We start from the raw sequence: 14,687 nt of genomic DNA, 5'->3' as shown, positions 1-14,687 counted from the left end.
CTGTCTGAGAGTAAAAGAAAACGGCGGCGCCCAGGGAGGAGGAGGGGCGCCGCCGTCTCTTTTCTGCCGTCAGGTCTCAGGGAGGAGGAGAGAGACCCTTTGGCACTGTCGACACCGCTTCAGGGAGGAGGAGGAAGCGGCGTCACACCCTCGGGTCCAGGGAGGAGGAGAGGACCCTCGGTATTTTGTGGCGGCACCCTCAGGGAGGAGGAGGAGAGCGCCGCCGAAACGATCGGCCCAGGGAGGAGGAGAGGGCCTTTCGTAACAGTTTGGGCCTGTCGGCCCGGATATCAAGTGCTGCACTGCAGCATGCGACAGCCTGTCGCAGCTTTCCGCCGGTGATAGGCGGCGACCTCAGGGAGGAGGAGAGAGGTCGCCGCCTGCTCGGCGCGGATCTCTCAGGGAGGAGGAGAGAGAGATCCGGGCAGCTCGGATCCGGCATCGCGGCGTCGCGCCGCTCGGGGCCGGTATGTTTGGTGTGGCGGCGCTCTCAGGGAGGAGGAGAGAGAGCGCCGCCGCAGTCCTGAGCCCCAGGGAGGAGGAGAGGGGCTCGGGAAGCGAATTACTTGCCGTATGCGGCCTCGTAGGCCACGCGGGTGATCATCGAGCTGTGCAGCCCGAGGTCGTTCAGCTCGCGGCTGTTGAGCGAGCGCAGTTCGTTGAGCGTCTGGCGATACACCTTGCGGCGGGCCAGGGCTTCGGTCAGTTTCGATTTCAGCGCGGCGAAGCCGCCTTCGTTCAGTTGGATGTCTTGTACGAGTGCCATCGTTTTAGCCTCATCTATCTACTTGCGAGGGCCGCTGCCGGTTCCAGCTTGTCGGCCCGAATTCGTTACTTCGTGTTCCGTCGTTGGGCTAAAGATGGCGCTAATGCTGCGACTGCACAATGCCGGGAAGCCTCATTGCCGCCATGCAGAAAATGCATGAATGATTCTGACCCATTTTCGAGACGCAGACGCAAGATATGTGCGCTTGCCTTGGGGCGTTTGGGGGATTCCTGACCATTTGGGCAGTTCTCGACTTGAACTGCGCGGCAAAAACGCCACAGTTCCGGCCAAATCACGAGCAGTCGGGCCGATGACGGACCCGGGAATGGAGGAATCTGCATGGCTCTGAGCAAGGAAACGGTTCTTGCGACGTTGCAATCGGTAGAAGTGCCGGGCGGCGGGACCGCGATCAGCCGCGATCTCGTGCGCGCGCTTGCGGTGCAAGATGGCGTGGTGCGCTTCGTGCTCGAAGGCGCGCCGCAGCCTGAACTGGAAGCGATGCGCCCCGCGCTGGAAGCGGCAATCAAGGCGCTCCCCGAGGTGACGAGCGTGACGGTGGTGGTGCCCGCGGGCGCGCCGCGCGGTCTTGGCGGCACCGCTCAGCAATCGCAACAGCGCGGCCCCGCGATCGGCGGCCATCCCAAGCCCCAGCAAGGTCCGCAAAAAGTGCCGGGCGTGAAGAAGATCATCGCCGTGGGGTCGGGTAAGGGCGGCGTCGGCAAATCCACTGTCGCGTCGAACCTCGCCGTGGCGCTGATGCGCGCGGGCAAGAAGGTCGGTCTACTCGATGCGGATATCTATGGTCCCTCGCTGCCGCGCATGATGGGTGCGAGCAAACGGCCCGCCTCGCCGGACGGCCAGACGATACTGCCGCTGCAGGCGCATGGCGTCACGCTGATGTCGGTCGGTCTCATGCTAAAAGAGAGCGAGGCGGTGATCTGGCGCGGCCCGATGCTGATGGGTGCGATGCAGCAGATGCTGTTCCAGGTGAAATGGGACGAATACGGCCCGCTCGACGTGCTTTTGATCGATCTGCCGCCGGGGACGGGGGATGTGCAGCTCACGCTGTGCCAGAAAACCGAGCTGGACGGGGCGATCATCGTCTCGACCCCGCAGGATGTCGCGCTGCTCGATGCGAAGAAGGCGATCGACATGTTCCAGCGGCTGAAAACCCCGATCCACGGGCTGGTCGAGAACATGTCTTCTTATGTGTGCCCCAATTGCGGCCACGAGGCGCATCTCTTCGGCCATGGCGGGGTCGCCGCGGAAGCGAAGGCGCTGGGGCTGCCCTTCCTCGGTGCGCTGCCGGTCGATCTGGATGTGCGGCTCGCCGGCGATGCGGGCACCCCGGTTGCGGCGGGCGAGGGGCCGGCGGCCGAGGGCTATGCCGCTCTTGCGCAGGGGCTGGTCGATCGCGATCTGCTCTGATCTCAGCTCCAGGCCAAGCTCACGCCAAAAAAGGCGCCCGATCCGGGCGCCTTTTTTCTGGTCACAGGGGCGTTATGGGAAATCATGGCACCTTTCATGGAACTTCACGGGAGCGTAGAAGGCATGTGAGCGGAGATTCGCCATGATACTGGGCGGAATCACGCCCCCTTCACGCGCCCTCGCGCAAAATCACCCTGTGGTGAGCGCTGAAATCAGTGGTGTCGCGGGTTCAAATTGCGGCTCAAAAACCACAGGTTCCGCGTTGAGCGAAATTTTTTGGGATTTTACGGGAAGCTCTGACGGCTCCGGTTTTTCTACCATATATAGTAAATTGCCGTCATGCTTGCGCTAGGTGTGGCCTGATTTCGGTACAACACGTTGTAATGGAGTCTCTTCGCGAACAACATATGCCCAGTATTCGGCAACTTTTTTCTTGCGTGCCATGAATTCCCATGGCATCCCTAATTCATCGGAAGCGAAGACAAATAGAGGCACTAAGACCTCACGGCGAAATGCAGGTTTCATACAGGCCATCGCTTCACGAAAACAAAGAGATCCGGCGCGCGAGCGAGCAGATATCCCCATCCCCCCAGGTGGCGCGTGCAGTCGGACATACCCAGTAATGGGAACGAGGGCGGCGGATTGGGCAGTGGCAGCAGCCCAATCCGCTGTTTTCATTTCGGGCCCCGCCCGGCGGGACAGGTGATAGGAGCGCGCTTTGGCGGGCATGTTCATAGGCGAATACACCTTCAAGGTGGACAGTAAGGGTCGCGTGTCGATCCCCGCGCTGTTTCGTCGTGAGCTGGAAGAGGGCGACCCCGAGCGCCCGAACAAAGATCGCCCCCGCATGGTCATCGTCTACGGCGCCGACACCCAGAAAATGCTTCAGATCTACACGCAGGCCGCCTTCGAGGCGCTGGCCGCCGATATCGCGGCGCTGCCGCGCGGCTCGAAGCAGCGCACGATCCTGCAGCGGATGGTTTTGTCCAAATCGCACCCGACCGAAGTCGATCCCGATGGCCGCCTGGTTCTCCCGGCGGCTTTGCGCACGAAGATCGGTCTCGACAAGGAGGCCTATTTCTCCGGCGTGGGCGAGACTTTCGAGATCTGGAACCCCGAGACCTTCGCCGCTGCCGATGAAGCCAATATCGATCAGTGGATCGACGAGCAGGGCGAAGATTTCGACCCGCTCAGCCTATTGTCGCAGGGGTGAGCCATGACGGATCGGGACGCCCTGCCAGACGCCCCCCACGTCCCGGTATTGCTGCGGCCGCTCCTTCGGGCGGTCGCGCCTGTCTCTGGGACTTGGCTTGACGGAACCTTCGGCGCGGGCGGCTATGCGCGCGGATTGCTGGAGGCGGGCGCCGACAAGGTGATCGGCGTCGATCGCGACCCAGCCGTGTTCGAGATGGCCGAGGCGTGGCGCGGCGAGTATGGCGACCGGCTGGAACTGGTCGAAGGCACGTTCTCCGAACTCGATACTTATAGCGACGAATTGCTCGACGGGGTGGTGCTGGATCTCGGCGTCTCCTCGATGCAGCTCGATCAGGCGGATCGCGGCTTTTCCTTCATGCGCGACGGGCCGCTCGACATGCGGATGTCGCAGGAAGGGCCTTCGGCCGCCGATCTGGTGAACGAGACGGACGAAGCCGAGCTCGCTGATATCCTTTATCAATATGGCGAAGAGCGCGCCTCCCGCCGGATCGCCAAGGCTATTGTCGAAGCACGCAAGACCCAGCCTTTCGAGACCACGCAGCAACTGGTCAAAGTGATCGAGCGCTGCCTGCCGCGCCCGAAGCCGGGGCAGAGCCATCCCGCTACGCGCAGCTTCCAAGGCTTGCGCATCGCGGTGAACGACGAATTCGGCCAGCTCATCGAGGGGCTGGAAGCTGCCGAGCGCGCGCTGAAACCCGGCGGGCTTCTGGCCGTGGTCAGCTTCCATTCGCTCGAAGACCGGGTGGTGAAGCGCTTCTTTGCGGCGCGCTCGTCGACCGGCGGGGGCGGTTCGCGCCACGCACCGGTTCAGCAAACCCTTGATCCCGCTTTCGAGATTACCGTGAAGGGCGACGGGCCCGACGCAGAGGAACTGGCTGAAAACCCGCGCGCACGTTCGGCCCGGCTTCGGGTGGGACGGCGCACCGAGGCGCCCGCCGGCAAGGCCGATCGCACGCAATTGGGGCTTCCGAAGCTCGTCACCGGGGAAAAGAAGGGGAAACGCCGTTGAGACTGCTTGCCTATCTTGCCGCCTCCGCCTGTGTCCTCGCGCTCGCCTTCTGGGCCTATCACGTCAACTACGACACGCAGGACCGGATCGACGAGCTGCGCGACCTCAACCGGGAAATCGCCTCGCTCAACGAGGGGCTGTCCGTGCTCAATGCCGAATGGGCCTATCTCAACCGTCCGCAGCGCCTGCGCGAACTGGTCAATCTCAACTTCACCTCGCTGCGTCTCCTGCCGATGACGCCCGAGCAGTTCGGGACCGTGGCGCAGATCGCCTATCCGACGCCGCAGGCTGATGATGCCGACGCGTCGAACGCCGATTTGTCCGGCCTGTCCGACCCGATCGAAGTCAAGGCCGATCCTGAGGGAGGGAACTGATGCGCACGCCCCTTCGTCCGCTTGCCCGTATTCTCGACGCCCGCGAAAAAGGCGAAAACCCCGACGCGATCGAACGCGAGAACCGCCGTCTGCGCGGCGAGGCCACCCGCGACAAGGCGCGCCAAAGCGCCGAGGGCCGCCTGCTGGTCATGTCGGTGATCTTCCTCGCGGCCTTCCTGACGGTGGGCCTGCGCATGGGCTCCTTCGCCGCCGCGCGCCCCGAAGAGCCGCAGACCGATTCCACGACTGAACAGATCCACGCCCAACGCGCCGATATCGTCGACCGCAAGGGCAGGGTGCTCGCGACCAACCTGCTGACCCACTCGCTCTATGCGCAGCCGCCGATGATGATCGACCCGCTGGGCACCGTGGACAAGCTGGTGAAGATCTTCCCCGATCTCGACCGCGACCGGCTGAAGAAGGATTTCACCGGTCATCGCAAATTCGTCTGGATCAAGCGCCGCATCAGCCCCGAGCAGATGCAGGCGGTCCATGATATCGGCGATCCCGGCCTTCTGTTTGGTCCGCGCGAGATGCGGCTTTATCCCAACGGCCATCTCGCCTCGCATATCCTTGGCGGCGCGCGCTACGGGACGGAAGGCGTGAACTCCGCCGAGATCCTCGGCGTGGCCGGGATCGAGAAGGAATATGACAAGTGGCTGCGCGATCCGGCCAATGGTGGGCAGCCGCTGAAGCTCTCGCTGGACCTGACCGTGCAGTCCGCGCTCGAAGACGTGCTCTCGGGCGGCATGAAGCTGATGAACGCCAAGGGCGCGACGGCGGTGCTGATGAAGGTTCAGACCGGCGAGATCGTCGCGATGGCGAGCCTGCCCGATTTCGACCCCAACGACCGGCCCGCGCCGCTTCTGAAGGGCGACCCCTCCGACAGCCCGCTGTTCAACCGCGCGGTTCAGGGGATGTACGAGCTGGGCTCCACCTTCAAGATTTTCGCGGTCAGCCAAGCGATGCAGGATGGTCTGGTCACGCCCGAGACGATGATCGACACCAAGGGTCCGCTGCGCTGGGGCAAGTTCCGCATCCACGATTTCCACAATTACGGCAAGCAGTTGTCGGTCACGGATGTGATCGTGCACAGCTCGAATATCGGCACTGCGCGGATCGTCCAGAAGATCGGCCCCGAGAAGCAGCGCGAATTCCTCGGCAAGCTGGGCCTTCTGGAGCCCTCGCCGGTGGAGCTGATCGAGGCGCCGACGGGCCGCCCGATTCTGCCGAAGAACTGGTCGGAGCTGTCCGCGATGACCATCGGCTACGGCCACGGTCTTTCCGACAGCCCGCTGCAGCTTGCGACGGCCTATGCGACGATCGCCAATGACGGGCGGCGCGTGCTGCCGACGCTGATCGCCAACGGCGGCCCGCGCAAGCCGCATAAACAGGAATTCGGGGCCCCTGAAGGCACGCAGGTCGTGTCTCCGGCGGTGGCCCGCAAGGCGCTGGCGATGATGCGCGCCGTGGTGACGCGCGGCACGGCGAGCTACGGCAATGTCGCGGGCTATCAGGTCGCGGGCAAGACCGGCACCGCCGACAAGCCCGATCCGCAGGGCGGCTATTACGACAAGAAGGTGATCTCGACCTTCGCGGGCGTCTTCCCGGTGACCAACCCCGAATATGTGCTGGTTCTCACGCTGGACGAGCCGACGGATACCTCCGGCGACACGCCGCGCCGCACCGCAGGCTGGACCGCCGTGCCGGTCGCGGCCGAGACGATCCGCCGTGTCGCGCCGCTTCTGGGCCTGCGCCCCGAACCGACCACGCCCGACACGCTCGACGGCATCAGCCTCGTCAAGAAAGACTGACCTTTCCGGGCTGTCAGCGGGTCTCGCGCCACGCGCATGAACTCGCGCAAAGAGACCGGGGGCAGGGCCTGTCGCCTTGACCTCGCAGACGCGTCGCCGGATAAGTGCGGCAAGCTGAATGAAGGACGGATACGATGGCTGCGGGCACCAAAATGCTGAGCGAATTGGGGCTGACGCCGCTGCAGGGCGCAGACTGCGCGATCTCGGGGCTGTCGGTCGACAGTCGGCAGGTCAAGCCGGGCCATCTTTTCGCGGCGCTGCCGGGTACGCAGATCCACGGGGCCGAGTTCATCCCTTACGCTTTGCGCATGGGCGCGGCTGCCGTGCTGACCGATCGCGCGGGCGAGAAGGCCGCGCGCGAGGCGCTTGAAGGCACCGACACCGCCATCGTCATCACGCAAGACCCGCGTCAGGCGCTCGCTTTCGCAGCGGCGCTGTGGTTCGAGCGCCAGCCCGAGACCCTGATCGCGGTGACCGGCACCAACGGCAAGACTTCCGTGGCCACCTTCACCCGCCAGATCTGGCAGCTCATGGGGTTCGAGGCCGCGAATATCGGCACGACCGGCGTGGAAGGCAGCTATTCCGCCCCGTCGCCGCATACCACGCCCGAGCCCATCACTCTGCATCGCCTGCTCTCGGATATGGCGGGGGTCGGTGTGACCCATGCCGCGATGGAGGCCTCGTCCCACGGGCTGGCGCAGCGCCGGCTGGATGGCGTGACGCTCTCGGCGGCCGCGTTTACGAATTTCACGCAAGATCACCTCGATTATCATGCGAGCTTCGAGGAGTATTTTGCCGCCAAGGCCGGGCTCTTCACCCGCGTTCTGCCCGAAGACGGGGCGGCGGTGATCAATCTCGACGATCCCAAGGGCGAGGAACTGGCGCGCTACATCACCGCGCGCGGTCAGGAACTGATCGGCATCGGCCATACCGAGCAATGCGAAATGCAGATCCTTGGCCAGCGATTTGACGCGACCGGGCAGGATGTGCGCTTCTCGTGGGAAGGCTGGACGCAGATGACCCGCCTGCCGCTGATCGGCGGGTTCCAGGCGATGAACGTGCTCACGGCGGCGGCGCTCGCCATCGCCTGTGGTGCCGACCCCGAGGACGTCTTCGCGACGCTGCCGAAGCTCTCCACCGTGCGCGGGCGGATGCAACTCGCCGCCACCCGCGACAATGGCGCGACGGTTTTCGTCGACTACGCCCATACGCCCGACGCGGTGCAGACTGCGCTCAAGGCGCTGCGCCCGCATGTGATGGGCCGCCTGATCGCCATCGTCGGCGCGGGCGGGGATCGTGACGCGACCAAGCGCCCGCTGATGGGGCAGGCGGCGGCTGAGAACGCCGATATCGTCCTCGTCACCGACGACAACCCGCGTTCCGAAGATCCCGCGACGATCCGCGCCGCCGTGCTGGAAGGCGCACCCAAGGCGCTGGAAGTGGGCGATCGGGCCGAGGCGATCCTGCGCGGCGTCGATCTTCTGCAGCCGGGCGATGCGCTCTTGGTGATGGGCAAGGGCCATGAGAGCGGCCAGATCATCGGCTCTGACACCTATCCGTTCGACGATGCCGAGCAGGCCTCGGTCGCCGTCGCCGCGCTGGACGGAAAAATCTGATGGCCGTTCTCTGGACCTCGAGCGACGCGGCCGCCGCGACGGGTGGCGAAGCCACGCAACCCTTCGCCGCGACCGGGATTTCCATCGATACCCGGACGATTCATCCGGGCGATCTTTTCGTGGCGCTCAAGGATGTGCGCGACGGCCATGACTTCGTTCGACAGGCCCTCGACAAGGGCGCAGCGGCTGCGCTGGTCAGCCGCATCCCCGAGGGCTGCACGAAGGACGATCCGCTGCTGATCGTGGATGACGTCCTCGCAGGCCTAGAGGCTTTGGGGCGGGCAGGGCGCGCACGTGCGCGGGCCCGCGTGCTCGCCGTCACCGGTTCCGTCGGCAAGACGTCCAGCAAAGAGATGCTGCGCGCTGTCCTCTCCGCCCAAGGCACCGTCCATGCCGCCGAAGCCAGCTTCAACAATCACTGGGGCGTCCCGATCACGTTGGCGCGCCTGCCGCAGGACGCCGATTTCGCTGTGATCGAGATCGGTATGAGCAACCCGGGCGAGATCGCGCCGCTGGCGAAGATGGCGCAGCCCCATGCCGCGATGATCACCACCGTCGCGCCGGCCCATCTGGCCGCTTTCGACAGCATCGAGGGCATCGCGCATGAGAAGGCGTCGATCTTCGAGGGGCTCATCGACGGCGGCATCGCGATTGTGCCGTCCGGCCTCGAGGTGTCCGACATTCTGCGCAAGGCCGCCCAGCAGGCCGGAACCATGGTCAGCTTCGGTCCCGAGCCGGGCTCGGATTACCGTCTGATCGACGCCCGCATCGCGGGCGACGCGACCGTCGTTCAGGCCGATCACCACGGCACGTCGATCCTGTTCAAGGTGATGACCCCGGGGCGGCATTTCGCGAATAACGCGCTCGGCGTGCTTGCCTTGGCCGAAGCTGCGGGCTGCGATCCGACCATTGCCGCGATGGATCTGGGCAACTGGCAGCCCCCCGCCGGGCGTGGCCAGCGCGAGCGGGTCTATATGGATGTGGTGGACGAGGCCGAGAGCTTCGATCTCTTCGACGACGCGTTCAACGCGAACCCGGCCTCGATGTCGGCAGCTCTCGAGGTCCTGGCAGGCGCCAAGCCGCGCGACGGGGTGGGGCGCACCGCGAAAGGGCGCCGCATCGCAATCCTCGGCGACATGCTGGAGCTTGGCGACGACGAGGCGGCGCTGCATGCGGCCATCGCCGATCACCCCGCCATGGCGAAGATCGACCTCGTGCATCTCGCGGGGCCACGCATGGCGGCGCTCCGCGAAGCGCTTCCGCGCGCCAAACGCGGCGAATGGTATGAAAAGGCGGACAAGCTGGCAGAGCGCGCCCGCCACCTGATCGACCCCGGCGACGTCGTTCTGGTCAAAGGATCCAAAGGCTCCAAGGTGAGCGTCGTCGTGAGCGTATTGAAAAAACTCGGCCAGCCCGGCGCGGCCGAGGCCCATAAGGGAAAAGACTAATGTTGTATTGGCTGACCGACTTCTCCGATGGCGGGGGCGTCTTCAACCTGTTCCGCTACATCACCTTCCGCGCGGGCGGGGCCTTCTTCACGGCGCTTCTGGTGGGGTTCATCTTCGGCCCCTGGCTGATCGGTATCCTGCGGCGCACGCAAGGCAAGGGGCAGCCGATCCGCGATGACGGGCCGGAGGGGCATATCTCCAAGGCCGGGACGCCCACGATGGGCGGCATCCTGATCCTGACGGCGCTTCTGGTGTCGACGCTTCTCTGGGCGCGGCTCGACAACGGCTATATCTGGGTCGTGCTGATGGTCACCTATGGCTATGCCGCAATCGGGTTCGCCGATGACTACGCCAAGGTGTCGAAGCAAAACACCAAAGGCGTCAGCAGCAAGGCGCGGCTTGCGCTCGGTTTCCTGCTCGCGCTTCTCGCGTCTTTGCTGACGTGGTATCTGCACCCGTCCGATCTGGAAGGGCGGCTGTCGATCCCGTTCTTCAAGGATCTCGTGCTGAACCTCGGCTATTTCTACATCCCCTTCGCGATGATCGTGATCGTCGGCGCGGCCAATGCGGTGAACCTCACCGACGGGCTCGACGGGCTCGCGATCATGCCGGTGATGATCGCCGCAGGCACGCTGGGCGCCATCGCCTATGTCGTGGGCCGCACCGACTTCACCGAATATCTGGGCGTGCAATTCGTGCCTGGTTCGGGCGAATTGGTGATCTTCACCGCGGCGCTGATGGGCGGCGGTCTGGGCTTCCTGTGGTATAACGCCCCGCCGGCTGCGGTCTTCATGGGCGATACCGGCAGCCTCGCGCTTGGCGGCGCGATCGGCGCGATCGCGGTCTGCACCCAGCACGAGATCGTCCTCGGTATCGTCGGCGGACTCTTCGTGGTCGAGGCGCTGTCGGTGATCATCCAAGTCGCCTATTTCAAACGCACCGGGAAACGGGTGTTCCTGATGGCCCCGATCCACCACCATTTCGAAAAGAAAGGCTGGTCGGAGCCGCAGATCGTCATCCGCTTCTGGATCATCTCGCTGATCCTCGCGCTGATCGGTCTGGCGACGCTGAAAATTCGCTAAACCACACCTCTTTGCTAAGCGCGCAGCCGCGCGCGTGATGTCTTTCGGCGCGCCCTGGTTCCTCAGGGCGCGCCTTGGTTTCTCTCAAAATTAATTGAGCGAACCAGAGCCGCAGTCACCAGTTGTCTCCCCGAACCGCGACACGAGACGTCGCAAAGTTTTAACGAGGAGAACCCGATGACCCGCAAGTTCAACATCATTCTGTCGACGACCGCTCTCGCTGCCACGCTCTCGCTGGGCACCATTGCAAGCGCCGCAGATGGCGTGACCACCGGTGGCTCGTCCGAAAACGGCCAATACGGCCTGGTCGACTACAAGATGCAGATCGTGCCGAATGACCAGACCTCCGACGGCACCGCGCCCGCGGTCAACGTCACCTCGGGCGGCGACGTCAACAACACCGCCGGTGTCGCAGGCAAGAAAGTCGGCGCTGCGATGACCGACCAGACCTCGAACGGCGAAGACTCGATCCCGGCCGAGAACCAGCTGAAGAAGCAGGCCGGTATCGTCGGCAACGAAGTCCAGACCGGCGTCAACGATGCCGTCGTGTCCTCGGACGGCGCTGCGGTCGGTACGATCGAGAAAGTCATGAACATGGGCGACAGCGACGAAGTCTATGTCCGCACCGACGATACGCTCGACACGACCGTTTCGATGTTCAAGATCACCGTTCCGGCCTCGGAAGTCGGCTCGGGCAAGCTGACGCTGAATGCGAGCCTGTCGGACATTCTCTCGACGCTCGAAAAGCAGCAAGACCAGAAGTCGTAATCTAGCGACGTCTCCTAGAAGACCCTTTGCGGCGCGCACGGATCCTCCCCTCCGTGCGCGCCGTTTTTGCATGTCCGGGCCGTGGCGCGCTGCGTTCCCCCTTTCCCCTTCGTATTGGTTCAAATATCTCGGGGGTACGGGGGCTGGCCCCCGATAAAGAACGACGTGATAGAACGACGAAGACGCGAGGCGGCCCCCGCTGCCCTTGCGCGAGGCGACAGGAGAGACCCATGATCCCGGTGCAGGGCTTTGACGGACAGAAGGTGGCGGTGCTCGGGCTCGGGCGCTCGGGTCTGGCGACGGCGGCCGCGCTGCGCGCAGGCGGGGCCGAGCCGCTGTGCTGGGATGACAGCCCCGAGGGCCGCGCCCGCGCCGAGGAAGCGGGCTATAGCTGCCGCGACCTGACGCGCCACGGCGCTTTCGAGGAGGTCGCGGCCCTGATCGTCTCGCCCGGTATCCCGCATCTCTATCCCCAGCCCAACCAGGTGATTTCGGCGGCGATGGAGGCGGGCGTGCCCGTCGATAACGATATCGGCCTGTTTTTCGCCTCCTGGGCGACCGATGATTTCATGCGTTACGATCAGGCGCCGCGCACGATCTGCGTCACCGGCTCGAACGGAAAATCCACGACGACGGCGCTGATCCATCACATTCTGGAAGAGGCCGGGCGACCGACGCAGATGGCGGGCAATATCGGGCGCGGCGTGCTCGATCTGGAGCCTGCCGAGAATGGCGAAGTGGTGGTGCTGGAGCTGTCCTCCTATCAGACCGATCTGGCGCGCGCGCTGACGCCCGACATCGCGGTCTTCACCAATCTCTCGCCTGACCATTTGGATCGCCACGCAGGCATGGGCGGCTATTTCGCGGCCAAGCGTCGTCTTTTCGCGGAAGGTGGCCCGGATCGCGCGGTGATCGGCGTCGATGAGCCCGAGGGCGTCTATCTCGCCAATCAGATCATGATGGGCCGCAATGATGACCGGCTGATCCGGGTGTCCTCGGCGCGCAAGCTCGGGGATTGGGGCTGGTCGGTCTTTGCCCGCAAAGGGTTCCTCAGCGAATGGCGCAAGGGCAAGCAGGTGGCCTCGATCGACCTGCGTGATGTGACCGGGCTGCCCGGTGCGCATAACCACCAGAACGCCTGCGCGGCCTATGCCGCCGTGCGCGCGCTGGGAATTGCGCCGCGCGTGATCGAGCAGGCGTTCCATTCCTTCGCCGGTCTTCCGCATCGCAGCCAGACCATCGCGGAGAAGCGTGGGGTGCGCTGGGTCAATGACTCCAAGGCGACCAACACCGACAGCGCCGCGAAGGCACTCGAGGCCTTCCCGAACATCCGCTGGATCGCGGGCGGTCTGGGCAAGGAGGGCGGGGTGGCCTCGCTCTCCGAACATCTCGGTGCGGTGAAGAAAGCCTATTTCATAGGCCACTCCGCGCGCGATTTCGCGCTGGAACTGGCGGTCGAGCATGAGATTTGCGAGACGATGGAAGCCGCCGTCGCCGCCTGCGCCCGTGACGCCGAAGAGGGCGACACGGTGCTGCTGGCCCCGGCTGCAGCGAGCTTCGACCAATATCCGAATTTCGAGAAGCGCGGCGATCATTTCGCCCAGCTCGTGGACGCGCTGCCCGGCTGAGGCTCGGGCGTCTACGCCGTCCGCTCTCACATCTCGCGACAACGGCAGTCCCGCTTCGGGGCTGCCAAAGATTCCGGTGCCTCTGTCACCGAAGCCGTACGCTGGATGTAGCTCGAACGGTGTAGCGTCCTGAACGGCACCGTTCCGCCGCACGCGTCAAACCTCCGAAACAAGACGAAATTCGCGCGCCTCAAGCTGAGTCGCGAGAGCGGCGCTGCTGGGTGATCGCTCCTCCATACGGCGTATCTGGCGTCCAGATTTCGGCATCACCGTCAAGAAATACAACTTTTGGTTGTTATTTCGCGACGCTGAACCGATGCCGCTACGTCAAAACGCTCGCAATCTGAATCTTGGCTGCCCGGCTCAACAGGGGACACGGGGCCATCATTTCCGCCGGGGTGGGCCGGCATTTCAAAACGGAGAAAGACCATGAAACTGTTCAAACTCGCTTCGCTGCGCCGTCTGAAGAAGGACGAAGAGGGCGTCACGGTCGTCGAATACGGCATCGCGCTTTCCGTCGCTTTGGGCATCGGTTCTGCAATTTACACTGGTCTCGCTGGCGACATCGAACTCTCGATGGAAGCGGCGGGCGGTGCGATGCCGACGGCTCAGCCGACCGGTAGTTACGACTGAAAAGTCTTCACGCGTCGCGGTGAGCCGAGGCTGACCGCGACGCGGAGTCAGCACCATCAAACGTAAAAAATATTCACGGAGAGCGCCATGCGTATCGCATCTTTGCTGACCTTCACTGCAGGACTCGCCGTGGCAGGTGGCTCGGCTTACCTGGCGCGCGATTTCTTCGAGGCGAAATACAAACGCGACCTCGCCGCCGAGCGCGAAGGCCTCGTCGAGGTCCTCGCCGCTGCACAGAACATTCCCTTCGGCCAGACCATCGAGGCGCAAAAGCTGACCTCGATCTCCTGGCCGAAAGAGGCGCTGCCGCCGGGGGTCTTCACCGATTACGCAGCACTCCTGCCCGAAACGGGAGGAGAGCCGCGCCGCGCCCGCGCCGAGATCGCGCAGGGCGAGTTGATCCTCGCTTCCAAGGTCTCGAATTACGGTGAGAAAGTCACGATCGTTCAGACCCTCGGCCCGAACAGCCGCGCCATGGCAATCGAGGTCAACGCCACGAGCGGAGTCGGCGGCTTCGTGACGCCGGGCGACCGCGTCGACGTGATGATGACGCGCGGCAAGAACGAGTCGCTCAAGACCGTGACGATCCTGCAGGACGTTCGCGTCATCGGGGTCGATCAGGAAGCGGATCAGAAAGTGAAAACCCCCGGCGTGGCGCGCACCGTCACCGTCGAGGTCTCGCCCGATCAGGGCCAACGCCTCGCGCTGGCGCAGAAGGCGGGCACGCTGAGCCTGACGCTGCGCACGCTCGACGAGGCCGAGAGCGATCCGCTGCCCTCGATCGGGCTGGCGGACATCCTCAGCGAGCGGTCCGCGAACAAGCTCGAACCCACGCCCGTGCGCACGGTTACGATCCGACGCGGCACGGAAGTGACCCATACGACGATCAAGTGAGGCGCGGGGTCG

At 64.5% G+C, this 14,687-nt stretch carries 14 protein-coding genes; 12 read left to right on the top strand and 2 right to left on the bottom strand.

The features are described from left to right. Window positions 1-562: 562 nt before the first annotated feature. Window positions 563-766, bottom strand: a complete 204-nt coding sequence (locus BMI86_RS02230) for a DUF1127 domain-containing protein (RefSeq protein ID WP_078519474.1) — start codon at window positions 764-766, stop codon at window positions 563-565. A gap of 339 nt (window positions 767-1,105) precedes the next feature. On the opposite strand from BMI86_RS02230, the gene BMI86_RS02225 reads away from it, so the two are divergent. Continuing rightward, on the top strand, window positions 1,106-2,194 hold the full coding sequence (locus BMI86_RS02225) for an Mrp/NBP35 family ATP-binding protein (RefSeq protein ID WP_078539572.1): 1,089 nt from the start codon (window positions 1,106-1,108) through the stop codon (window positions 2,192-2,194). A gap of 348 nt (window positions 2,195-2,542) precedes the next feature. Here the strand turns inward: BMI86_RS02225 and BMI86_RS20835 are convergent, their stop codons facing one another. Further along, window positions 2,543-2,872 (bottom strand): hypothetical protein, encoded by a 330-nt coding sequence (locus BMI86_RS20835; protein WP_143594662.1) that lies wholly within the window; start codon window positions 2,870-2,872, stop codon window positions 2,543-2,545. Between the two features lie 49 nt (window positions 2,873-2,921). On the opposite strand from BMI86_RS20835, the gene mraZ reads away from it, so the two are divergent. The 11 genes from mraZ (at window position 2,922) to cpaB (ending at window position 14,675) form a co-directional block, all read left to right on the top strand. Continuing rightward, window positions 2,922-3,407, top strand: a complete 486-nt coding sequence (mraZ, locus tag BMI86_RS02220) for a division/cell wall cluster transcriptional repressor MraZ (protein ID WP_078539571.1) — start codon at window positions 2,922-2,924, stop codon at window positions 3,405-3,407. Between the two features lie 3 nt (window positions 3,408-3,410). Next, a complete protein-coding gene (rsmH, locus tag BMI86_RS02215) occupies window positions 3,411-4,418 on the top strand; it encodes a 16S rRNA (cytosine(1402)-N(4))-methyltransferase RsmH (protein WP_078539570.1) in 1,008 nt (335 codons plus the stop codon). Beyond that, a complete protein-coding gene (locus BMI86_RS02210; protein ID WP_078519471.1) occupies window positions 4,415-4,792 on the top strand; it encodes a cell division protein FtsL in 378 nt (125 codons plus the stop codon). Before rsmH ends, BMI86_RS02210 begins: the two co-directional genes overlap by 4 nt. Continuing rightward, on the top strand, window positions 4,792-6,606 hold the full coding sequence (locus tag BMI86_RS02205) for a penicillin-binding protein 2 (protein WP_246831609.1): 1,815 nt from the start codon (window positions 4,792-4,794) through the stop codon (window positions 6,604-6,606). The genes BMI86_RS02210 and BMI86_RS02205 overlap by 1 nt, the downstream gene beginning before the upstream one ends. 134 nt (window positions 6,607-6,740) lie before the next feature. Beyond that, entirely contained in the window at window positions 6,741-8,222 is a 1,482-nt protein-coding gene (locus BMI86_RS02200) for a UDP-N-acetylmuramoyl-L-alanyl-D-glutamate--2,6-diaminopimelate ligase (RefSeq protein WP_078539568.1), read from the top strand. Next, window positions 8,222-9,670, top strand: a complete 1,449-nt coding sequence (murF, locus tag BMI86_RS02195; protein WP_078539567.1) for a UDP-N-acetylmuramoyl-tripeptide--D-alanyl-D-alanine ligase — start codon at window positions 8,222-8,224, stop codon at window positions 9,668-9,670. Before BMI86_RS02200 ends, murF begins: the two co-directional genes overlap by 1 nt. After that, entirely contained in the window at window positions 9,670-10,752 is a 1,083-nt protein-coding gene (mraY, locus tag BMI86_RS02190) for a phospho-N-acetylmuramoyl-pentapeptide-transferase (protein ID WP_078539566.1), read from the top strand. Before murF ends, mraY begins: the two co-directional genes overlap by 1 nt. 177 nt (window positions 10,753-10,929) lie before the next feature. Next, complete coding sequence (locus BMI86_RS02185) at window positions 10,930-11,520, top strand: hypothetical protein (RefSeq protein ID WP_078539565.1); 591 nt, start codon at window positions 10,930-10,932, stop codon at window positions 11,518-11,520. 230 nt (window positions 11,521-11,750) lie between these two features. Then, window positions 11,751-13,148, top strand: coding sequence for a UDP-N-acetylmuramoyl-L-alanine--D-glutamate ligase (gene murD / locus BMI86_RS02180; RefSeq protein ID WP_078539564.1), 1,398 nt, complete (start codon window positions 11,751-11,753; stop codon window positions 13,146-13,148). A gap of 429 nt (window positions 13,149-13,577) precedes the next feature. Next, window positions 13,578-13,781: a hypothetical protein gene (locus BMI86_RS02175; RefSeq protein ID WP_078539563.1), complete on the top strand. Its 204-nt coding sequence runs from the start codon at window positions 13,578-13,580 to the stop codon at window positions 13,779-13,781. 87 nt (window positions 13,782-13,868) lie between these two features. Then, complete coding sequence (cpaB, locus tag BMI86_RS02170; protein ID WP_078539562.1) at window positions 13,869-14,675, top strand: Flp pilus assembly protein CpaB; 807 nt, start codon at window positions 13,869-13,871, stop codon at window positions 14,673-14,675. Window positions 14,676-14,687: the final 12 nt, after the last annotated feature.

Source organism: Thioclava sp. DLFJ5-1 (assembly GCF_002020115.1).
Lineage (GTDB): Bacteria > Pseudomonadota > Alphaproteobacteria > Rhodobacterales > Rhodobacteraceae > Thioclava > Thioclava sediminum.
This window is presented reverse-complemented; position numbering and strand designations above follow the sequence as displayed.

Excerpts from the sequence above, each read along its gene's own strand:
- BMI86_RS02230 (WP_078519474.1), bottom strand. The coding sequence starts at position 766 with ATGGCACTCGTACAAGACATCCAACTGAACGAAGGCGGCTTCGCCGCG.
- BMI86_RS02225 (WP_078539572.1), top strand. The coding sequence starts at position 1,106 with ATGGCTCTGAGCAAGGAAACGGTTCTTGCGACGTTGCAATCGGTAGAA.
- BMI86_RS20835 (WP_143594662.1), bottom strand. The coding sequence starts at position 2,872 with ATGAAAACAGCGGATTGGGCTGCTGCCACTGCCCAATCCGCCGCCCTC.
- mraZ (WP_078539571.1), top strand. The coding sequence starts at position 2,922 with ATGTTCATAGGCGAATACACCTTCAAGGTGGACAGTAAGGGTCGCGTG.
- rsmH (WP_078539570.1), top strand. The coding sequence starts at position 3,411 with ATGACGGATCGGGACGCCCTGCCAGACGCCCCCCACGTCCCGGTATTG.
- BMI86_RS02205 (WP_246831609.1), top strand. The coding sequence starts at position 4,792 with ATGCGCACGCCCCTTCGTCCGCTTGCCCGTATTCTCGACGCCCGCGAA.
- BMI86_RS02200 (WP_078539568.1), top strand. The coding sequence starts at position 6,741 with ATGGCTGCGGGCACCAAAATGCTGAGCGAATTGGGGCTGACGCCGCTG.
- murF (WP_078539567.1), top strand. The coding sequence starts at position 8,222 with ATGGCCGTTCTCTGGACCTCGAGCGACGCGGCCGCCGCGACGGGTGGC.
- mraY (WP_078539566.1), top strand. The coding sequence starts at position 9,670 with ATGTTGTATTGGCTGACCGACTTCTCCGATGGCGGGGGCGTCTTCAAC.
- BMI86_RS02185 (WP_078539565.1), top strand. The coding sequence starts at position 10,930 with ATGACCCGCAAGTTCAACATCATTCTGTCGACGACCGCTCTCGCTGCC.
- murD (WP_078539564.1), top strand. The coding sequence starts at position 11,751 with ATGATCCCGGTGCAGGGCTTTGACGGACAGAAGGTGGCGGTGCTCGGG.
- BMI86_RS02175 (WP_078539563.1), top strand. The coding sequence starts at position 13,578 with ATGAAACTGTTCAAACTCGCTTCGCTGCGCCGTCTGAAGAAGGACGAA.
- cpaB (WP_078539562.1), top strand. The coding sequence starts at position 13,869 with ATGCGTATCGCATCTTTGCTGACCTTCACTGCAGGACTCGCCGTGGCA.